Source organism: Kitasatospora sp. NBC_01246, from assembly GCF_036226505.1.
Taxonomy (GTDB): Bacteria; Actinomycetota; Actinomycetes; order Streptomycetales; family Streptomycetaceae; genus Kitasatospora.
The window spans coordinates 7,051,180-7,071,448 of the sequence record NZ_CP108484.1 but is presented as its reverse complement, the minus strand read 5'-3'; the positions used below and the strand labels follow the sequence as shown (position 1 = coordinate 7,071,448).

Genomic DNA, 20,269 nt, shown 5'->3' with positions numbered 1-20,269 from the left:
TCATGCTTGAGATAGCAACAGGGTCGGGGGCGGGCAATGCATCACCTTTGTCCATTTCTGCTCCGGATTGACGAGGCATCGGCACACCACCGCCACAGTCCTGTTACGGATCCGGCGCCCCGCGACCTCACGGGCCGAGCGGTTCCGCCCGGCCCACGATCGTGCCGGCCCGGTCGATGCAGATGACGTCCACCGCGACCGGCGAGCCGACCAGCACCCCGAGCGCGGTGGCCCGGGCCGCCTCGGCGACGAGATCACCGAGCGGAACGCCGGCCGCGCGGCAGAGCTGGATCGCCTCCAGGGCCGTGTTGGCGGCCGCGACCGCCGCGACCAGCTCGGGCCCGGCGCCGCCGGTGCGGGCCAGGTCCGCCAGGTAGCCCTGGTCGACCTGGGAGCGGGCCGAGTGCAGGTCCAGATGACCGGCGGCCAGCTTGGAGAGCTTGGCGAAGCCGCCCGCGACCGTCAGCCGCGGCACCGGGTGGCGCTTCAGGTACTTGAGCACCGCCCCGGCGAAGTCGCCCATGTCGAGCAGCGCGTCCTCGGGCAGGCCGTGCACGGTGGCGGCCACCTTCTCCGAGGTCGAACCGGTGCAGCCCGCGACATGGGTGCGCCCGGCGGCCCGGGCCACGTCCACCCCGCGCCGGATGGAGTCGATCCAGGCGGAGCAGGAGTAGGGGACGACGATCCCGGTCGTGCCGAGGATCGAGAGCCCGCCGAGGATGCCCAGGCGCGGGTTCCAGGTGGAGCGGGCGATCTCCTCGCCGTGGTCCACCGAGACCTCCACCACGACGTCCCCGCCGCCGCCGAACTCGGCCGCCACCTCGGCGACCGCGTCCCGGATCATCTGCCGGGGCACCGGGTTGACGGCCGGCTCGCCGACGGCCAGCGGCAGTCCGGCCTTGGTGACCGTCCCGACGCCGGGACCGGCCCGGAACACCACCCCGCTGCCCGGCTCCCCCGCCCACACCGTCGAGCGGATCAGCGCACCGTGCGTCACGTCCGGATCGTCCCCGGCGTCCTTCACCACCGCGGCCATCGCCCGGCCGGCCGCCCGCTCCTCCGCCGCCAGCGCGAAGCCGGGCCGCTGCCCCTTCGGCAGGGTGATCACCACCGGATCCGGGAAGGCCCCGGTCAGCAGCGCCTGGTAGGCCGCCTTGGTCGCCGCCGTCGCACAGGCGCCCGTCGTCCACCCGGGCCGAAGCCCGCTGCTCCTCAGCTGCCCGGCCCGTCCACCGACCTCCGCCACGCCGCCCGCTCCTCACCTCGCGCGGACCTTCGAACCGGCCCGCCGGCCTCCATCGTCCCCGGCCGCCCTCCTCCCCGCCGCGGGCGGGGAGGAAGGCGGGGCTCACGCCTCCGGGTAGCGGCGGGGCGTCCAGACCACCTGGGTGCCGTTGCCGCGCCGGACGGCCCGGGTCTGGGAGGAGCCGATCAGCAGGATGGTGCGCATGTCGACCTCGGCGGGGTCGAGGTCGCCGAGGCGGACGGTGCGCACGCGCTCGGTCGGGCCGCCGACGTCGCGGGCCATCACCACCGGCGTCCCGGGGTCGCGGTACTCCAGCAGCAGGTCCCGGGTCAGGCCGACCTGGGTGGTGCGGGACTGCGAACCGGGGTTGTACAGGGCCAGCACCAGGTCGGCCTCGGCCGCCGCGCGCAGCCGCTTGGCGACCACCTCCCAGGGCTTGAGGCGGTCGGAGAGCGAGACCACCGCGTAGTCGTGGCCGAGCGGGGCGCCGGCCCGGGAGGCGGCGGCGTGGGCGGCCGTCATCCCCGGCACGATCCGGACCGGGACGTCGCCGTAGGCGTCCTCGCAGGCGACCTCCAGGACGGCGGTGGCCATCGCGAAGACGCCCGGGTCGCCGGAGGAGACCACCGCGACGTGGTGCCCGCGCCGGGCGAGGTCCAGTGCGAACTCGGCCCGCTCGGACTCCACCTTGTTGTCGGAGCCGTGGCGCTGCTGGCCGGGGCGCTCGGGCACCCGGTCCAGGTAGGTGGTGTAGCCGACCAGGTCGGTGGCGGCGGCGAGGGCGCCGCGCGCCTCGGGGGTGAGCCAGAGCGGGCCGGCCGGGCCGGTGCCGATGACCGTCACGCTGCCGGGGCCCGCGGCCGGCGGGCCCGGCCGCTCCAGCGGCGCGACCTTGCTGGGCAGCACGGCGACCGAGAAGTAGGGGACGCTCTCGGGGTCGACGTCGGCCAGCGGGCCGGTGCGCTCGCCCGCCATGAAGGCCCGCTCGACGTACTGGGCGTCGGCCAGCCGGCCGGCCCGCTCCAGGGCGCGGCGGACGGCGGGGAAGGTTCGGCCCAGCTTCATGATGACGGCGGAGTCGGCGGAGGCGATCCGCGCGGTCAGCTCCTCCTCGGGCAGCGTGCCCGGGATGACGGTGAGCGTCTCCTCCGCCTCGGTGAGCGGCGCCCCGAGCCGGGCGGCGGCGGCGCTGACCGAGGTCACGCCGGGGACCACCTCGGTGGGGTAGCGGTGCGCGAGGCGCTTGTGCATGTGCTGGTAGGAGCCGTAGAAGAGCGGGTCCCCCTCGGCGAGCACCACCACGCTGCGGCCGGCGTCGAGGTGGGCGGCCAGCCGGTCGGCGGCCTCCTGGTAGAAGTCGTCCAGCGCGCCCCGGTAGCCGCCGGGGTGGTCGGTGGTCTCGACGGTGAGCGGGTAGACCAGCTTCTCCTCGATCTGACCACCCGTCAGGTAGCGCTCGGCGATGGACCGGGCGATGGACCGGCCGTGCCGGGCGCTGTGGTACGCCACCACGTCGGCCTTGCCGATGAGTTCGGCGGCGCGGACGGTGACCAGCGAAGGGTCCCCCGGGCCGAGCCCGACCCCGTACAGCCGGCCGGTCTGCTGAGCGTCCGTCACTCTTCCTCACTCGCAATCGCGTTGATGGCCGCCGCGGCCATGGCACTGCCGCCCCGCCGGCCGCGCACCACCAGGTGCTCCAGGCCGGACGGGTGCGCCGCCAGGGCCTCCTTGGACTCGGCGGCGCCGATGAAGCCCACCGGGACGCCGATCACCGCGGCCGGGCGCGGCGCGCCCGCCTCGATCAGCTCCAGCAGCCGGAACAGCGAGGTCGGCGCGTTGCCGACGGCGACCACCGCGCCCTCCAGCCGGGGCAGCCACAGCTCCATCGCGGCGGCGCTGCGGGTGTTGCCCATCCGCCGGGCCAGCTCGGGCACCGACGGGTCGGTGAGGGTGCAGATGACCTCGTTGCCGGCGGGCAGCCGCTTGCGGGTGACACCGCTGGCGACCATGTTCACATCGCAGAGGATCGGCGCCCCGGCGCGCAGCGCGGCGCGGGCGGAGGCGACCGCGCCCGGCGAGTACACCAGGTCCTCGACCAGGTCGGTCATGCCGCAGGCATGGATCATCCGCACCGCGACCTGGGCCACGTCGGCGGGCAGGGCGGCGAGGTCGGCCTCGGCCCGGATGGTGGCAAAGGACTGGCGGTAGATGGACGCGCCGTCCTTCTCGTACTCGATCACTTCGTGGTCCTCCTGGCCTCGGCGACCGCCTCGGCCGTCTCCTCGTTCGTCACGTCCACGGCCGCCCCGGCGGCTGCCGGACCGTTCACCGTCACCCGGTAGCCCTGCCCGGTGGCGAGCACGTCCACCCACCGCCCGGCCGGGTGGCCGCAGCGCCGTTCACAGCCCGACCAGTGCACGGGCAGGCCCCCCGTCCCGGCCGCCTCCAGGGCGCGCGCGGCGTCGGCCCGGACGTCGGCCCTGGACGACCCGCAACCGGGCAGCCCGGTACAGGCGGTGGCCCGCTCCCAGGCGGCTCCGGGCGCGGTCCGGAAGCCGGCCGCCGCCAGGCCGGCGAGCCGCCCGGGGGCGGCGCCGGGCAGCACCGCACCGCGCCACGGGGTGAGCCGCAGCTCCCCCTCGGCGGCGTCGACCAGCGCCCGCCACTGAGCGCCGGAGGCGGAGCCGAACCGCAGGGCGACCGAGAGGCCGCCGGGCACCGCGCCGAGCGGCGGCGGCGTACCGGCGAACGCCGGCAGCTTCACCGAACCCGGCGGCACCAGGTCGGGTACGTCCCGCAGGTGCCACGCCTCGCGGCCGGTGGCGCGCAGCACGGCCACGAAGTCCCGGGCGACCGCCAGCGCCGTGTCGACGGCCCGCTCGGCGGGGACGGGCCGGGCGGTGTCCGCGCGGGCGAGGCGCAGCAGCGCGCTGCCGTCCGGGCCTGCGATCAACGTCACATCGGCGTTCAGGGCGGCCACGTCGCCGCGTCCGTCGTCCAGGGCGAACAGGAACTTGCCGGAGAGGGCGGCCGCCCAGGGGCTCGCGCACAGCTTCGCGTCCAGTTCGCGCGCCCAGGCCCGGACGTCGGCGGAGCCGCCGGCCGGGCCCGGCGAGGCGACGATGTTGCGGACCCGCTCATGGGTGTCGGAGGGCAGCAGCCCGACCGCCCGCAGCCGCCCGCCGAGTTCGGCGCCGCACTCCGAAGCCAGGCCCCGCAGCTGGACGTTGCCGCGCGAGGTGATCTCCAGGTGGCCGTCGCCCAGCGACTCGGCGGCCCCGGCCAGGGCCAGCGCCTGATCCTCCGTCAGCAGTCCGCCGGGCAGCCGGACCCGGGCCAGGGCACCGTCGGCAGCGGTGTGCAGACGAAGCGCCCCCGGGCAGGCGTCCTCGCGGCCCCGGCCGGTCACGGCGGGGGCCGGCGCGGTCGCGTCGGGTGTGGGTGGCATGGCCGCGAGCATACAGATGATCCGATCGCTTGCCGCTGTCCCGCGGGTCACACTCTCGGCCGCTCTCCCCCTGGTCAGCCGCACCCCGTACGATGCTGCCGGGCGGCCCTGCGGGGCCGTCCGCACGCCAGCGACGGCGCAGGGGAGGAAGCCGGTGCAAACCCGGTGCGGTCCCGCCACTGTGACCACGGTTCAACCGTGGGAGCCAGGAACTCCTGCCGTCCTCCACCGGCCCGGGGCGCGGACCCCGAGGAAGGCTTGACGCCATGCGCCGCCGCATGCCCGCGACCCCGCCGTCGCACGTGCCTCCACGGGCGACCCCGTCGTCGCCCGTGACCTTGCCCTTGCCCGCCATCGAGGCCGGGAGGGCCTTCGCATGATCCTGCTGCTGTCGACGTCAGACACCGACCTGCTCAGTGCCCGGGCCGCCGAGGGCCCCGTCCCGTACCGCCTCGGCAACCCGGCCCGGCTCTCGCCCGAGGAGCTGCCCGCCCTGCTGGAGGGCGTCGAACTGGTCGTGGTGCGCCTGCTCGGCGGCCGCCGCGCCTGGCAGGAGGGCCTGGACGCGCTGCTGGCCGGCCCCCGCCCGGTGATCGTGCTCACCGGCGAGCAGGCGCCGGACGCCCAGCTGATGGAGCTGTCGACCGTCCCGGCCGGCATCGCGGCCGAGGCGCACGCCTACCTCGCCCACGGCGGCGCCGCCAACCTGGCCGAGCTGGGCACCTTCCTCTCCGACACGGTGCTGCTCACCGGCCACGGCTTCGCCCCGCCCGCCTCCGCCCCCGCCTGGGGACCGCTGGAGCGCGAGGCCCGGACGACCGAGGGCCCGATCGTCGCGGTGCTCTACTACCGCGCCCACCACATGAGCGGGAACACCGCCTTCGTCGACACCCTCTGCCGGGCGATCGAGGACCAGGGCGCGCGCGCCAGGGCGTACTACTGCGCCTCGCTGCGCGGCGCCGAGCCGGAGCTGCTGGCCGCGCTGGGCGAGGCCGACGCGCTGGTCACCACCGTGCTGGCCGCCGGCGGCACCCGCCCGGCCGACGCGCAGGCCGGCGGCGACGAGGAGGCCTGGGACGCCGGCGCGCTGGCCGCGCTGGACCGCCCGATCCTCCAGGCGCTCTGCCTCACCTGGTCGCGCGCCCAGTGGGAGGCCAGCGACGACGGCCTCTCCCCGCTGGACACCGCCACCCAGATCGCCGTCCCGGAGTTCGACGGCCGGCTGATCAGCGTCCCGTTCTCCTTCAAGGAGCTGGACGAGGACGGCCTCACCGTCTACGCGGCCGACCCCGAGCGCGCCGCCCGGGTCGCCGGCACCGCCGTCCGGCACGCCCGGCTGCGGCACATCCCGGCGGCCGAGCGGCGGCTGGCGCTGGTGCTGTCCGCGTACCCGACCAAGCACGCCCGGGTCGGCAACGCCGTCGGCCTGGACACCCCGGCCAGCGCGATGCGCCTGCTGGCGCGGCTGCGCGCGGAGGGCATGGACCTCGGCTCGGACCTGCCGGGGCTGGACACCGTCCCCGAGAACATGCACGAGGGCGACGCGCTGATCCACGCGCTGATCGCGGCCGGCGGCTACGACCAGGACTGGCTCACCGAGGACCAGCTGGCCCGCAACCCGGTCCGCATCCCGGCCACCGACTACCGCCGCTGGTACGCGACCCTCCCCGAGGCCCTGCGCACCCGCGTCGAGGAGCACTGGGGCCCGGCCCCCGGCGAGCTCTACGTCGACCGCTCGCAGAACCCGGACGGCGACATCGTGCTGGCCGCGGTCCGCTCCGGCAACCTGCTGGTGCTGATCCAGCCGCCGCGCGGCTTCGGCGAGAACCCGGTCGCGATCTACCACGACCCCGACCTCCCGCCCTCGCACCACTACCTGGCCGCGTACCGCTGGATCGCGGCCGCGCGGCAGGACGGCGGGTTCGGCGCCGACGCCGTGATCCACCTCGGCAAGCACGGCAACCTGGAGTGGCTGCCCGGAAAGACCGCCGCGCTCTCCGCCGAGTGCGGACCGGACGCCGTCCTCGGCGACCTCCCGCTGATCTACCCGTTCCTGGTCAACGACCCGGGCGAGGGCACGCAGGCCAAGCGCCGCGCCCACGCCACCCTGGTCGACCACCTCGTCCCGCCGATGGCCCGCGCCGACTCCTACGGCGACATCGCGCGGCTGGAGCAGCTGCTCGACGAGCACTCCAACATCGCCGCGATGGACCCGGCCAAGCTGCCCGCGATCCGGGCCCAGATCTGGACGCTGATCCAGGCCGCCAAGCTCGACCACGACCTCGGCCTGGACGAGCGCCCCGAGGACGACGGCTTCGACGACTTCCTGCTGCACGTCGACGGCTGGCTCTGCGAGATCAAGGACGCCCAGATCCGGGACGGCCTGCACGTCCTCGGCCAGGCGCCGGCCGGCACCGACCGGGTCAACATCGTGCTCGCCATCCTGCGCGCCCGGCAGATCTGGGGCGGCGTCAGCGCCCTGCCCGGCCTGCGCGAGGCGCTCGGCCTGGACGAGGCCGCGCTGACGCTGGGCGCCACCGACGCGGCCGAGGCCCAGGCGCGCGCGCTGGTCGAGGCGATGGAGGCCGAGGACTGGGCGCCGGAGGCCGTCGAGAAGGTCGCCGCCGGACTGCCGGCCGCCGTCGCCGACGTGCTCGCCTTCGCCGCCACCCAGGTGGTGCCGCGCCTGGCGGCCACCACCGACGAGCTCGACGCCGTGCTGCACGCGCTCGGTGGCGGCTTCGTCCCGGCCGGGCCCTCGGGCTCGCCGCTGCGCGGCCTGGTCAACGTGCTGCCGACCGGCCGCAACTTCTACTCGGTCGACCCGAAGGCCGTGCCCAGCAAGCTCGCCTGGGAGACCGGCCAGGCGCTGGCGGCCTCCCTCGTCGAGCGCTACCGCGCCGACAACGACGGCGCCTGCCCGCCCTCGGTCGGGCTCTCGCTCTGGGGCACCAGCGCGATGCGCACCGCCGGCGACGACATCGCCGAGGCCTTCGCGCTGCTGGGCGTGCGCCCGGTCTGGGACGACGCCTCGCGCCGGGTCACCGGCCTGGAGGCGATCTCCCTGGAGGAGCTGGGCCGCCCGCGGATCGACGTCACCCTGCGCATCTCCGGCTTCTTCCGGGACGCCTTCCCGCACGTGGTCGCCCTGCTGGACGACGCGGTGCGCCTGGCCGCCGCCCAGGAGGAGGACGCCGCGGACAATTACGTCCGCGCCCACGTCCAGGCCGACCTCGCCGTGCACGGCGACGAGCGCAAGGCCACCGTCCGCGTCTTCGGCTCCCGCCCGGGCACCTACGGCGCAGGTCTGCTCCAGCTGATCGACAGCCGCGACTGGCGCACCGACGCCGACCTCGCCGAGGTGTACACGGTCTGGGGCGGCTACGCGTACGGTCGCGGCCTGGACGGGCGGCCGGCCCGCGAGGAGATGGAGACGGCGTACAAGCGGATCACCGTCGCCGCGAAGAACACCGACACCCGCGAGCACGACATCGCCGACTCGGACGACTACTTCCAGTACCACGGCGGCATGGTGGCCACCGTGCGGGCGCTCACCGGCAAGGCCCCGACCGCCTACATCGGCGACTCGACCCGCCCGGAGACCGTCCGCACCCGCACCCTGACCGAGGAGGCGGCCCGGGTGTTCCGCGCCCGGGTCGTCAACCCGCGGTGGATGGAGGCGATGCGCCGCCACGGCTACAAGGGCGCCTTCGAGATGGCGGCCACCGTCGACTACCTCTTCGGCTACGACGCCACCACCGGCGTGGTGGCCGACTGGATGTACGAGAAGCTGACCCAGGAGTACGTCCTCGACCCGGTGAACCGCGAGTTCCTGGCCGACGCCAACCCCTGGGCGCTGCACGGCATCAGCGAGCGCCTGCTGGAGGCGGCCGAGCGCGGTCTCTGGGAGCAGCCCGACCCGGAGCTGATCGAGCAGCTCCAGGCCGCCTTCCTGGAGACCGAGGGCGACCTGGAGGGCGACGAGGGCTGACGGGCGCCGACGAGGCCTGACGGGCGCTCGGAAGTCCCGGGCCGGTTTCTCCCGGGGCCTGTCCTGCCAGGGGCCTTCACCCATTCGGGTGACAGGACCCTGGCAGTGATCGCCGCTGAAGCGGACAATACGGGGCATGTCCCGCCGCCTCACGCTGCCCCGGCCCGCCCTCCGGGCGCCCACCCCTCCGGACCGTGCCGTCCGGGCCCACCGCTACCGCGTGCGGGGGGCCGCCCTGGCCGCCGGGGCGCTGCCGGTGTTCGCCTTCCCGGCCCCCGGGCTGGCCACGCTCGCCTGGGTCGCCCTGGTGCCCGGCCTGCTGCTGATGCAGCGGGCGCCGAGCGCCCGGGAGGCCGCCGTCCGGGGCTGGTGGTTCGGCGCGGGGTTCATCCTCACCGGGATGTACTGGCTGATCCCCTCCATCGGCCCGGCGCTGCCGCTGCTCGCGGTGGTCTTCGGCGTGCTCCAGGCCGGGGTCGGCCTCGCCGTCCACCGGCTGCTGCACCCGCCGCTGACGGCCCGGCGCGCGCTGCTCGCCCTGGCCGTCGTCCCCGCGGTCTGGCTGACCACCGAGTACGCCCGCTCGTGGCACGCCCTCGGCGGCCCGTGGGCGCTGCTCGGCGCCACCCAGTGGCGGCACCCGGCCGTCCTGGCGCTGGCCTCGGCCGGCGGGATCTGGCTGGTCAGCGCGGCCGTGGTGGCCGTGAACACCGGTGTGCTGATCGTGCTGACCGCCACCGGGTGGCGGCCGCGCGCCCTGGCGGCGCTGGCCACCGTGCTGGTGCTGGCGGCCGGACCGCTGCTGTTCGCGCTGCGCGCCGCGCCCGCCGGCGCCGGAGCGGTCACCGTGGCCCTGGTCCAGCCCGGCATCGTCGAGGACCCGCAGGCCCGGTTCGAGGCGAGTGCCGCCGCCACCGCCGCCCTGGGCGGGCGGCCGGTCGACCTGATCGTCTGGGGCGAGAGCAGCACCACCGCCGACCTGGAGCGCGACCCGGCCGCCGCGGCCCGGCTGAGCCGGCTCTCCGCCGTCACCGGCGCCGAGATCCTGGCCGGGGAGGACGCCCGCAAGGCCGACGGGCGGATCTCCAAGGACGCGGTGCTGGTCTCCCCCGCCGGGACGGTCGACCGCTACCGCAAGATCCGGCTGGTGCCGTTCGGCGAGTACATCCCGCTGCGCCCGCTGCTGGGCTGGATCGCCGGCGTCAGCCGGGCGGCGGGCGAGAACCGGGCCCCGGGGAACGCGTTCCACGTCCTCCCCGCCACCGACCGCACGGGGGCGCCGCTACCGGTCGGGGCGCTGATCTGCTTCGAGTCGGCCTTCCCCGACATGTCCCGGACGGCCGCCCGGGACGGCGCCCGGGTGCTGGTCTACCAGTCCTCGACCTCGACCTTCCAGGACACCTGGGCGCCCGAGCAGCACGTCTCGCTGGCCGCCATCCGCGCCGCCGAGACCGGCCGGCCGGCCGTCCAGGCCTCGCTCACCGGGGTCTCGGCCGCGTTCGACGCGCAGGGCCGCGAGCTGGCCCGGTTCGGGACGGACCGCACCGGCGCGCTGACGGTGCGGCTGCCGCTCACCGCGCCGTCGACACTGACCTGGTACGACCGGATCGGTGACGTGGTGCCGGCCGCCGCCCTGCTGGTGACGGCGGGGGCGGTGCTGGCCGCCGGGCGCGGCCGGGTGCGCCGGGCGGCGCGGTAGCGGGGGCGGCGCTGACGCTGGGCGGCGCGGGGCGGTAGCGGGGGCGGGGGCGGCGCGGGGCGGTAGCGGGGCGGGGCGGGGCGGGCGCGGCGCGGGGCGGGGCCTCGTTCCACGCCCGGCCGGCGCGGAAGGCCGACCGGGTGGGCGGGTTCAGCCCTCCGCGCCCGCCAGGTGCACCGCGAAGGCCGCGCCCTGCGGGTCGCGCAGCACGGCGACCCGGGGCCCGTCCGGCATCGAGGTGGGCGGCAGCAGGACGTCGGCGCCCAGGTTCCCGGCCCGGAAGGCGGTGACATCCACGTCCGCGACCGCGAAGTAGGGCAGCCAGTGCGGCGGCACCTGCGGCGGGAACCGGTCGTCCATCGTCAGCATGCCGCCGAAGTCGGCGTCGGCCAGGCCCCACTGGGGGTAGACCTCGGACGGGCGGACCGTCCAGCCGAACACCGCCGGGTAGAACGACCGGGCGCCGTCCGGGTCCCGGGTGAGCAGTTCCACCCAGCCGAGCGCGCCCGGGTCGTTGAGCACCTCCAGGCCCGCCAGCGCGTGGCCCTGCCAGAGCCCGAACACCGCGCCGGACGGGTCGGCGGCGATCACGAACCGGCCGAGACCGAGCGCCTCCGTCGGTCCGATGACGACGCTCCCGCCGGCCCCGGTGATCCGGGCGGCGGACGCGTCCGCGTCGTCGACCGCGAAGGAGACCGTCCAGGCCGTCGGCTGCCCCTCCCCGTAGAGCGGGGCGACGGCGGCGGCGATCCTGCCGTCCAGCTTCATGAAGGTGTAGTCGCCGGCCTCCGGCGGTGCGTCGAGGTCGGCGGCCCGCCAGCCGAACAGCTCGCCGTAGAACCGCTGGGCGCCCTTCGGGTCGGAGCTGCCGTGCTCCACCCAGCAGGGCCCGCCGACCGTCACCGTCCGCTGCTTCATCCCGCCTGCTCCCAGCCGATGTCGAGGATCAGTTTGCCGCGCGCGTGCCCGGACTCCACCAGCGCCAGTGCCTCGGCCGCGTGGGCCATCGGCTGCCGGCCGGTGAGGTGCACGTCGAGCTCGCCGGTCGCCGCCAGCGCGGCGAGGGCGGCGAGGCTCGCCGGGGTGGTGGCGCGGGTGACGAAACGCCCCCCGAGCTCCGCGACGGTGCCCGGATCGACGGTGGAGACCAGCTTCGAGCGGTCGGCCAGCGTCTCGGCCGCGGCCCGCAGGTCGGCCCCGCCGACCAGGTCGAGGATGCCGTCCACACCGTCCGGGGCGGCCGCCGCGATCCGCTCCGCCACGCCGTCGCCGTACCGCACCTGCACCGCGCCCAGCGACTCCACGTAGCCGCGGTTGGCGTCGCTCGCCGTGCCGACGACCCGGATGCCCCGGCTGCGGGCGATCTGCGCGGCCACGCTGCCCACGCCGCCCGCGACGCCGAGGATCAGCAGCGTCTGCCCGGCTCCCACGCCGACGTCCCGGAGCCCGTCGTCGGCCGTCGCGGCCGCCACCGGGAGGGTCGCCGCCTCGGCGAACCCGAGCGCGGCGGGCTTGACCGCGCTCATCGCCGCGAGCAGCAGGGTCTGCTCCGCGAAGGCGCCCGCCGCCGCGATCCCGAACACCTCGTCCCCTGGGGTGAACCCCGTGACGTCCGGGCCGATCCGCTCGACCACGCCCGCCGCCTCCTGGCCCAGCACGGCGGGCAGCTCGCGGTCCCGCCCGAGGAGTCCCCGGCGGATCTTCCAGTCCACCGGGTTCACCCCGGCCGCCCGGACGCTGACCGCCAGCTGGCCCGGGCCGGGCTCCAGCACCGGCCGGTCCAGGAACTCCTGAGTCTCCGGCCCGCCGTAGTCGACGAACCCGAACGCCTTGACCATCCTCGATCCACTCCTCCGCTGGCTCCCTCCCCCGCCCCAGCATGCGGCCCGCCCCGGCCCCGGTCCGCCGCTGCTGCGCCGAACGGGCGTGCGGGGCGCCGGCGGGAGCCCGTCTGCACGCCGATCGAGCGGTGCCGGGACCGGCCGCCGGGCGGCGCACCACCGTCACCATGCCGAGCGGGAGTTGACGCGTCGCACCGTCGTCGGGTTGGTTGGGGTCGCCGACCGACCCCGCCGAACCGGGAGGGCCCATGACCACCCCCACCAGCGCCCCCACCAGCGCCGACACCACCGCCACCGTCTTCCGCGACGTCCGGCCGCACGGCTCGGCCGCGCCCGTCGAGCTGATCGCCGTCGGCGGACTGCTGGTCGACCGGGTCCCCGAGGGCGCGCGGGTCGAGGTCGTGCAGGGCCGCGGACGGATCGCGCTGCCGACCCTGGTGGACGCGCACATCCACCCCGACAAGACCGCCTGGGGCGAACCCTGGTACAGCCGGCGCCCGGCGCGCGGCCTGCCGGAGTACGTCCGGGGCGACGTCGAGCTGTACGAGCACCAGCGCACCCCGCTCGCCGAGCGGGCCGAGCGGCTCCTCGCGCACGCGGTGACCCGGGGCACCCGGGCGGTGCGGGCCCATGTGGACGTGGCACCCGCGTACGGCCTGGCGGGCGTGGAGGGGCTGGTGGCCGCCCGGGAGCGACTGGGCGCGGCGCTGGACGTCCAGGTGGTGGCCTTCCCGCAGCACGGGGTGCGCCGGACGCCGGGCGCGGGGGCGCTGCTCGCGGAGGCGGCGGCGAGCGGGCTGATCGACGCGGTCGGCGGCATCGACCCGGCCGGGTTCGACGGAGCCGGGGGCGAGGGCTTCGCGGGCGAGGGACCGTCGCAGCTCGACCAGGTCTTCGGCCTCGCCGAGCGGTACGGCCTCCCCCTCGACATCCATCTGCACGACACCGGCGAGCGCGGCCTCGCCCCGCTGCACGACATCGCCGCCCGGACGAAGGCCGCCGGGCTGCAGGGCAGGGTGGTGGTCAGCCACGCCTTCTGCGTGCCGGAGCTGTCCGGCGGCCCGCTCGACGCCCTGGCCGAGCTGCTGGCCGGGGCCGGCATCGGGCTCACCACCGTCGCGCCGTCCGCCCACCAGGTGCTGCCCTTCCGGAAGTTGGCGGCGCACGGCGTGCGGGTCGGGCTCGGCTCGGACGGCGTGCGGGACTCCTGGAGCCCGTTCGGCAACGCCGACATGCTGCACCGGGCCCACCTGCTCGGCTGGACCACCGACGCGCGGACCGACGCGGAGCTCACCGAGTGCTTCGCCCTCGCGGCCGGCGGCGGCGCCGACCTGCTGGGCCTGCCCGCCGCCGACCTCGCCCCGGGTTCGCCGGCCGACTTCATGCTGCTGACGGGCGAGTGCCTGCCCCAGGTGGTGGTCGACCTGCCCGAGCGCGAACTGGTCGTCCGGGCCGGGCGGGTGGTGGCCCGGGACGGCCGCTTCCTGAGCTGACCCGGGGCCGGCGCTCCCGCTCCCGGGCCGTCAGCCCCGGTTGTGGTCCCCCGTCCGCCCGTCGATCAGCTCGCGCAGGATGTCCATGTGGCCCGCGTGCCGAGCGGTCTCGGTCGCCATGTGGATCAGCACCCAGCGCAGCGACACCTGGTCGCCGAACCAGGCCCGGCCCAGGTCGTCGAGCCCGAACTCCTCGATGACCTGGTCGGCACTGGCCCGGGCGCGGGCGTAGAAGGTCAGCAGATCGGCGGTGGACTCGTCCGGGCGCACCCGCAGGTCGGACTGCTCGTCCTCGGCGAGGTCGAACGGCAGCGGGCCGGTGTCCCGGCCGAACGTCCGGCAGAACCAGCCGAGTTCGACCCCGCCGAGGTGCTTGACCAGCCCCAGCAGCGTCGTCCCGGACGCCGTCATCGGCCGGCGCAGCTGCTCGTCGTCCAGCCCCTCCAGCTTCCACAGCACCGCGTCGCGGTGCCGGTCGAGCGCAACGAACAGACTCTCCTTCTCGGCCCCCTGGAAGGGCACACGCTTCGTCATGCGCGGACCCTAACAGGCGGCCGGGCCGATGGGACCGTCAACGTCCCATCGGCCCGGCCCAGTTCACCATGCGGCAGGGTTCACCGGGCGACCCGCTCCACGCCGGTCCACAGCTCCGCCTCGGCGACGCCGTCGGCCAGGAAGCGGGTGCGCAGGATCTCCGGCCCCGGCCGGGTCTCGTAGGGGTTGGACGGGAACCACTGGGTGTAGACGTCCCGCCACATCTCCTGGAGCGCCTGCGGGAACGCCCCGGTGACGGAGAAGACGGCCCAGGTCCCGGCCGGCACCTCCCGCACGTCCAGATCCTCCGGCACGACGACGTCCGCACCTGCCACCACCGCGTGGTAGTAGTCGAGTTCGACGCCCTCCTCCCGGCTGTCCGAGAAGAACTCGGTGACCGAGACGACGCCGTCCGGCTCCTGGTCCGAGAGGGCCGTGATCCGGTCGACGACCTCCGGTGCGATCCCCCGGATGAACGCCGCGATGGCCGGATTCACCCCCTCGTGGACGAGCGGGACCCGGGCCCGCCGACCGACCACCCGGAACCCGGGCTTCTCCACGATGCGGTATTCCATACTGCTGCTCCCTTCGACGACGAGTCGGAAGGACATCCGGGGCTGGGACCGCAGCACCACGCCGCCGCGCCGGGCCTCACCCGGTCCGACGCCGTGCATCGCCCGGAACGCCCGGGCGAACGCCTCCCCCGAGGTGTAGCCGTACCGGACCGCCACGTCGAGCAGCGTCCGCTCACCGGCCAGCACCTCGGCCCCGGCCACGGTCAGCCGCCGACGCCGCACGTACTCCGACAACGGCATCCCGGCCAGCGCGGAGAACATCCGCCGGAAGTGGTACTCCGACGTCCGCGCGATCCGCGCCAGCTCACCCACGTCGATCACCCCGTCCAGGTGCTCCTCGACGTACTCCATGGCCCGGTTGACCTGCTCCAGCACCCCGACCCCGTCCTTCCCTCTCACTGCCCACCACCGTAGGAACCCCCCACCCTCCCCCACCCGACAACCTGTGCCCGCTCCGATCGGGTCCGGGAGCGGAACGAGCACAGGGGAAGCCCGACATGCGGAAGGGGCGGGGGACATCCAGGTGGATGTCCCCCGCCCCTTCCGCAATCCGGCCTACCGGCAGCTCACCCGACCAGCCGGCCGATGGACACTCCAGGTGGGACTGCTCGTCCAGCGGACGTCAGCCGGCCGAGGTGACCGAACAGGCCGCTGGTCCCTCCGTACGCTCGAAGTTGTTGGTCCGGCTGGCCGGCTGCTGCGTGTCGAAGAACAGCTGGGCCTTCCCCTGGTGACAGTCGAGTGCCATGTCGACCGTGAACGGGGCCGGCGAGGCGTCGTTCCAGGCGCCGGCGAGCCGGACGCCCGAGACGTTGGAGCGCGAGAAGAAGCTCCACGAACCCGCCGCAGTCCTGACCGTACCCGCGACAGAGGCGAACATGGTCTGTTCCGATATCCCCGAGAGGGTGAACGAACCGTCAGTGTTGAGAGCGATCGTACCGCCCTCGCCGTTGGCCCACTGGCCCTTCACGGCCGACTCTTCGACGACCACCCTGTGGGCCTGGTCGTACTGACCGCACGCCGTGGCCGACAGGAGAGCCACCACCGCGACAACGGCTACTTTCCAGGCTCGATACTGGGCCACTTGATCTCCTCGGTCCACAGGAAGTGCTGGTTGACATCATGAACACCCAGCGACCTCAGCGTGCCCGCAGCCCATGAATTGCTGTCGGACCCAGAGTAGCCTCCCGAACCAGGAGGCCTGGTCCCGGATTCCGCGGTCGTCGCGTTGGTGATCTCGAACTGCACTTTCGAGCTACCGCGCTTGGTGTCCCGCTCGATGACCCGGTAGTTCATAGTGAAACTACCCAGCAGGACCTTTGTCCGGCTGCGGTCGTCGGCCCAGAGGTTCGACACCTTGGGAATGCCGACGAGGGACGTCATGTCCTGCCAGAAGAGCGACTTGATCTGCTGCTGGGAGTAGCTTCCGATGCTGTAGGGCGCCTGCACCTGGAAGCCGACCGGCAAGTTGATGATGTCGCCGTAAGCCAGGCCCTTGTGGACGTTCTTGACGTGATCGAGCTTCTTCACCTCGTCCATCAAGTAGTCGCCGTCGAAGAAGTAGAGGTCGTTGGGCAGTTGACCCCCGACCCAGCCCCAGAACACGTCCATGGGGCCCATCCGGTTCTGGAAGAGCAGCCGCGGATAACCCGTCACGGTGACCAACGGCCCGCCGGTTCCGCTCCCGGTTCCCCCTCCGGTACCCGGCTGCGGCGGCGTGGTCGCCTCGGCCTTCCGACGCGCCTCGTCCTCGGCCTGCTTCTTGGCTGCCTGGATCAGGACCGCCTCGGCCGCGGCGGCGGCCGCCTGGACTGAGTCCTTCCCCGCCGCGAGCGCGCTCTGACGCGCGGACGCAGCGGCCGCGTAGGCGTCCGCGGCACTCGATCGCGCATGCGCCGCCGAGGCACCGGCCCTGGACGCGTACTTGGAGGCGGCCACAGCAGAGGCCTTCGCTGCCACGGCGGCCTCCTTGGCCCGCTGGGCCGACCCGTCAGCCGACTGCGCGCTCTTGTCGGCCTGCGCCGAGTACTCGCCCGCCTTGTCCCGGTAAGTCGTGGCCTCCGTAGCGGAGTTACGGGCTTGCTGGGCGTAGCCGGCCGCCTCCTGCGCCGCGCCCCGGGCCGTCGCGGATGCCTCGCTCGCGCGGGCGGCGTCCTCATGGGCCTGGGCTGCGGCGGCGGAGGCCTCCTCCAACAGTCGGCTGATACTCAAGACGTGGACGGTCGATTCCTGATCACGCTTGGTCGCGTCGAACTGGGCCTCCGTGACGAACGCGTGCAGCATGGTCGGCGGACCGGCGAGCGCCACCTGGGCGGTCGCCTTGACGTTCGGCCCCCCCGTGTTCATGATCGCCAGGGTGTCGACACGATCGTCCTCCTCCCTGGCCCGGTACTGTCCGGCATCGAGGAAGTCCCGGAGCGCCTGCGGCGTCCCGGCGTCGATCGCGGCCGAACCCGCCTCCTTCACCGCACGCCCCCCGGAGTGCATGATCTCCAGTACCCGAACCCGGTAGTCGTCCGTCTGGGCGAGGTGCTGCCCGGAGAGCAGGAACTGCTCGACGTCTCCCCGCGGGGCGTAGAGCACGGCCTCCGCGGCCTTCTTCAGATCCGGCGCGCCGGAGTCGACCATGTCGGCGACCCTGGCCCGGTCGTCCTGCTCGGCCGCGACGAGCCTGCCGGTCGTCACCCAGGCGACGATGTCGGACTCGTTCCCGGTGAGCGCGGTCTCGGCCGCCTTGCTCGTCCAGGGGCCACCGGTGGACTGGAGGCGCAGCGCCGCCTGTCGTCCCTTGGTGACGACCGTGTCCTGAGCGACGCCGGGGGCGGTGACGTCGGCGATGAGCTGCTTGGTCTCGGCGTCGCGCCGGGTTTCCTCGGTCTGTGCCAGGACGGCAGCGGTCGTGCGGTCCTCGCCGTCCTTCCTGAGCTTCTCCGCGTCCTGCAATGCCTGGTCGCGGTCCACTTCGAGCTGCGCCGCCTCGGCAGCGCGGGCGATCTCCGCGACGGACCGGGCCTGATCGACCGCGCGGGTCGCGGCGTCGGCGGCCTTTCCGGCGGCGTCCGCGTGGGTGGCCGACACATCCGCCCAGTTTCCGGCGGAGCCGGCATGGTCGGCCGCGTCGTCGGCCGCCAGGGCCGAGGCGTTGGCGTGCTCGGCCGACTCCTTGGCCGCCTGCTGGGCCTGCTTCGCTGCGTCGCCGGCCTGCTTGGCCAGCGCCGCGGCCGAGTTGGCGGCCCGGGTGGCCGTGTCGGCGGAGCGCCGGGCCGTCTCGGAAGCCTGTGCCGCCCGCTGTGCCTGCGCACCGGACGCCTGGCTGTAGCCACCTGCGGTGGCCGCCGCGGTGGCCGCCGCGGCGGCATGGGTACCCGCGCTCGACGCGGCCCTGCCTGCGGACTCCGCCTCGCGCGCGGCGGTCTCCGTGCTCTGAGCGGCCTCCGCGGCGGTGTTCGCCGCCCCGGCGGCGTCCCGGGCGTCCTGAGCCGCCTTGCGTGCCGCCGCCGCCTGGTTCCGGTCCTGGGCCGCTGCCCCGGCCGCGGACCTGGCGCGGTTCGCCGCACGCTCGGCGCCGGCGGCCGCCGACGCGGCGGCGGATGCGGCGTTGGCCGCGGCCCTCACGGCCTGGTTCGCCGAACTCGCGGCGCTGGACGCGGTCCGTGCCGCGTCAGCCGCGGCGAGCGCCGCATCCGCCGCCCGGCCGGCGGCTTCCGCCGCGCGACTCGTCGAGTCCTTGGCGGCTGCGGTTTCCTCGGCGGCCCGCTGGGCGGCCTCCTTGGCGAGCCGTGCCGCGTCCTGTGCGCGCTGGGAGGCTTCCTGCGCCGACGCGGTCTCCTTGCGCGCCTCCTGCCCGGACTGCTTGGCACTGCTGACGAGCTGGGAGACGCTCATCGTCTCCTGGTCCCGTGCCCGGGCGGTGGGGAGGTCGCGCGTCATGAAGGTGTGGATCTCGGCCGCCGAGCCGTTCAGGGCCTCCTGGGCGGCCTTCCGGACCGCCGGACCGGCGTCCTTCAGCATCGCGAGGACATCGACGCGCTCGTCGTCGGCCTCGGCCTGCTGGCGGCCGGACATGAGGAAGGCCGCCAGCGCGTCCGGCGAACTGCTGTTGAGGGCCTCCTGTCCCGCGTCCCGCACTCCCCGGCCTCCGACGTGGATGGCGGCGAGGACGGCGACGTGCTCGTCGTCCCGGTACGGTGCCTTCCAGCCCGACTCCAGGAAGGCGTGGACGTCCTGCGGAGTGCCGTTCAGCGCCTGCTCGGCGGCCACTCGGACCCCGGGACCGCTCGTGTTGACCATGCGGAGGACGGCCGTCCGGTCGTCCTCCGCGGACGCGGCCTTGAGGCCCTCGTTGAGGAAGGCGGTCACGTCCAGGTCCGAACCCGTGAGGGCCTTCTCCGCGGCGGTCTTCGTGGCACGGCCGCCATCGACCCAGGCCGCGAACGCCTTGCCACGATCGGTGAGCGCAGGAGCGCCCTCCGACTGAGCGCCGGGGGATGTGTCACCTGCGGCAGCCGGTGTGGCGAGCGCTCCGCCACAGAGTCCAAGGAGCACTGCTCCCACAACGAATGCCCGGGGGCGAGCCGCTGTGCGCGGCCTTTTCCGGGCTATTTGACCGAACATTCAATGACCCATCAGTACGTTGCGCTGAGCTTGAGTCAGCTCTAGTCGTAAATCCATGGCGCATCAGCAAACCACGGGCCGCCCGATCCTAGTCGAACTTCCTTGGCGCCTAAAACATCCGCTCCCCACAGATATGGCGTCAAAGGAGAAATATCCGACACCGCGTCAGCCTCGCGTGCAGCTCCGCGAGCCCTGGTGGTTAAATACACATAACTCACGCTCGGAACGTTCCGTACGGACAGTCGTCGGATCTTCCCGACGTCATCCAGGGTTCGTGGCGAGCGCTTACTCGGCCTTTGGTAGACGGAGGATGTACACCCGATGAGACTTTCCATTCGACTTCTCGCCGGCGGCGCCGCAGCCGCGCTTATCGCGGTTGCCGCAGGGGCATCGACAGTCTTCGCGGCGAGCGGTGACGACGGGGGTCAGGAGATACCGCCGGTAGCCGTCGAGGACTTCTCCTACCCTCAGGCGGACAAGGTCTTCGCACTGACCGGGCTCATCCTCAAGGGCGGCGACGGGCACATCGTCCTCGCCGACTGCGGGCCGGCGGACCTCATCGAGGTGACGGCTCGGACCCGGGCCAAGTTCTGCTTCCAGGTCACCGGGGACAGCGGCTCCCTGACGATGGATGTGGCCAAGGTGACGAGCATCAAGAGCACCGCGTACAACGTCCGGGCCGACATGACGCTCAACGGCACCGGCGTGACGTTCAACGTGCCGAAGAGTCCTCTCTGGACGGAGGTCGGGGAGCCCACCGATCCGCAGCGGCGCGATCACAGCCTCGTCAAGATCACGGCAACCAAGTAGCGGCCGTGGCGGCCGGCG

Annotated in this window: 14 protein-coding genes and 1 riboswitch; of the genes, 4 read left to right on the top strand and 10 right to left on the bottom strand. The window is 74.4% G+C overall.

Going from position 1 to position 20,269, the window contains the following annotated elements; genetic code table 11:
* Positions 1–127 precede the first annotated feature (127 nt).
* The 4 genes from OG618_RS29985 to OG618_RS29970 all read right to left on the bottom strand — a co-directional run bounded on the left by OG618_RS29985 (position 128) and on the right by OG618_RS29970 (position 4,694).
* The gene (locus OG618_RS29985) at positions 128–1,246 is read right to left on the bottom strand and encodes a cobalt-precorrin-5B (C(1))-methyltransferase (protein ID WP_329490698.1); all 1,119 of its coding nucleotides are present in this window, start codon (positions 1,244–1,246) and stop codon (positions 128–130) included.
* A gap of 102 nt (positions 1,247–1,348) precedes the next feature.
* Positions 1,349–2,863, bottom strand: coding sequence for a precorrin-2 C(20)-methyltransferase (locus OG618_RS29980; protein WP_329490697.1), 1,515 nt, complete (start codon positions 2,861–2,863; stop codon positions 1,349–1,351).
* Entirely contained in the window at positions 2,860–3,486 is a 627-nt protein-coding gene (locus OG618_RS29975) for a precorrin-8X methylmutase (protein WP_329490696.1), read from the bottom strand. Before OG618_RS29975 ends, OG618_RS29980 begins: the two co-directional genes overlap by 4 nt.
* Entirely contained in the window at positions 3,483–4,694 is a 1,212-nt protein-coding gene (locus OG618_RS29970) for a hypothetical protein (RefSeq protein WP_329490695.1), read from the bottom strand. Before OG618_RS29970 ends, OG618_RS29975 begins: the two co-directional genes overlap by 4 nt.
* A 144-nt stretch (positions 4,695–4,838) precedes the next feature.
* A riboswitch (cobalamin riboswitch) is annotated at positions 4,839–4,909 on the top strand.
* A 161-nt stretch (positions 4,910–5,070) separates the two neighbouring features.
* On the opposite strand from OG618_RS29970, the gene cobN reads away from it, so the two are divergent.
* Together cobN and lnt are read left to right on the top strand one after the other, a co-directional pair.
* Positions 5,071–8,685: a cobaltochelatase subunit CobN gene (cobN, locus tag OG618_RS29965; protein WP_329490694.1), complete on the top strand. Its 3,615-nt coding sequence runs from the start codon at positions 5,071–5,073 to the stop codon at positions 8,683–8,685.
* A 136-nt stretch (positions 8,686–8,821) separates the two neighbouring features.
* On the top strand, positions 8,822–10,384 hold the full coding sequence (lnt, locus tag OG618_RS29960) for an apolipoprotein N-acyltransferase (protein WP_329490693.1): 1,563 nt from the start codon (positions 8,822–8,824) through the stop codon (positions 10,382–10,384).
* 150 nt (positions 10,385–10,534) lie between these two features.
* Here the strand turns inward: lnt and OG618_RS29955 are convergent, their stop codons facing one another.
* Complete coding sequence (locus OG618_RS29955) at positions 10,535–11,302, bottom strand: VOC family protein (protein ID WP_329490692.1); 768 nt, start codon at positions 11,300–11,302, stop codon at positions 10,535–10,537.
* On the bottom strand, positions 11,299–12,222 hold the full coding sequence (locus OG618_RS29950; RefSeq protein WP_329490691.1) for an NADP-dependent oxidoreductase: 924 nt from the start codon (positions 12,220–12,222) through the stop codon (positions 11,299–11,301). Before OG618_RS29950 ends, OG618_RS29955 begins: the two co-directional genes overlap by 4 nt.
* Positions 12,223–12,473: 251 nt before the next feature.
* Here OG618_RS29950 and OG618_RS29945 point away from each other — a divergent pair, with 251 nt between their 5' ends.
* Entirely contained in the window at positions 12,474–13,718 is a 1,245-nt protein-coding gene (locus OG618_RS29945; protein WP_329490690.1) for an amidohydrolase, read from the top strand.
* Positions 13,719–13,748: 30 nt separating this feature from the next.
* Here the strand turns inward: OG618_RS29945 and OG618_RS29940 are convergent, their stop codons facing one another.
* The 4 genes from OG618_RS29940 to OG618_RS29925 form a co-directional block, all read right to left on the bottom strand.
* Positions 13,749–14,252 (bottom strand): DinB family protein, encoded by a 504-nt coding sequence (locus OG618_RS29940; RefSeq protein WP_329490688.1) that lies wholly within the window; start codon positions 14,250–14,252, stop codon positions 13,749–13,751.
* An 80-nt stretch (positions 14,253–14,332) separates the two neighbouring features.
* Positions 14,333–15,202: an AraC family transcriptional regulator gene (locus tag OG618_RS29935; protein ID WP_329492343.1), complete on the bottom strand. Its 870-nt coding sequence runs from the start codon at positions 15,200–15,202 to the stop codon at positions 14,333–14,335.
* Positions 15,203–15,449: 247 nt separating this feature from the next.
* On the bottom strand, positions 15,450–15,911 hold the full coding sequence (locus tag OG618_RS29930) for a hypothetical protein (RefSeq protein ID WP_329490687.1): 462 nt from the start codon (positions 15,909–15,911) through the stop codon (positions 15,450–15,452).
* Positions 15,884–19,381, bottom strand: a complete 3,498-nt coding sequence (locus OG618_RS29925; RefSeq protein WP_329490686.1) for an ALF repeat-containing protein — start codon at positions 19,379–19,381, stop codon at positions 15,884–15,886. The genes OG618_RS29930 and OG618_RS29925 overlap by 28 nt, the downstream gene beginning before the upstream one ends.
* A gap of 381 nt (positions 19,382–19,762) precedes the next feature.
* Between OG618_RS29925 and OG618_RS29920 the strand changes: the two genes are divergently transcribed.
* Positions 19,763–20,251, top strand: a complete 489-nt coding sequence (locus tag OG618_RS29920) for a hypothetical protein (protein WP_329490685.1) — start codon at positions 19,763–19,765, stop codon at positions 20,249–20,251.
* The last annotated feature ends 18 nt before the right edge of the window (positions 20,252–20,269 follow it).

Coding starts and splice junctions, on each gene's coding strand:
- lnt (WP_329490693.1), top strand. CDS start 8,822: ATGTCCCGCCGCCTCACGCTGCCCCGGCCCGCCCTCCGGGCGCCCACC.
- OG618_RS29945 (WP_329490690.1), top strand. CDS start 12,474: ATGACCACCCCCACCAGCGCCCCCACCAGCGCCGACACCACCGCCACC.
- OG618_RS29920 (WP_329490685.1), top strand. CDS start 19,763: ATGAGACTTTCCATTCGACTTCTCGCCGGCGGCGCCGCAGCCGCGCTT.
- OG618_RS29955 (WP_329490692.1), bottom strand. CDS start 11,302: ATGAAGCAGCGGACGGTGACGGTCGGCGGGCCCTGCTGGGTGGAGCAC.
- OG618_RS29950 (WP_329490691.1), bottom strand. CDS start 12,222: ATGGTCAAGGCGTTCGGGTTCGTCGACTACGGCGGGCCGGAGACTCAG.
- OG618_RS29940 (WP_329490688.1), bottom strand. CDS start 14,252: ATGACGAAGCGTGTGCCCTTCCAGGGGGCCGAGAAGGAGAGTCTGTTC.
- cobN (WP_329490694.1), top strand. CDS start 5,071: ATGATCCTGCTGCTGTCGACGTCAGACACCGACCTGCTCAGTGCCCGG.
- OG618_RS29970 (WP_329490695.1), bottom strand. CDS start 4,694: ATGCCACCCACACCCGACGCGACCGCGCCGGCCCCCGCCGTGACCGGC.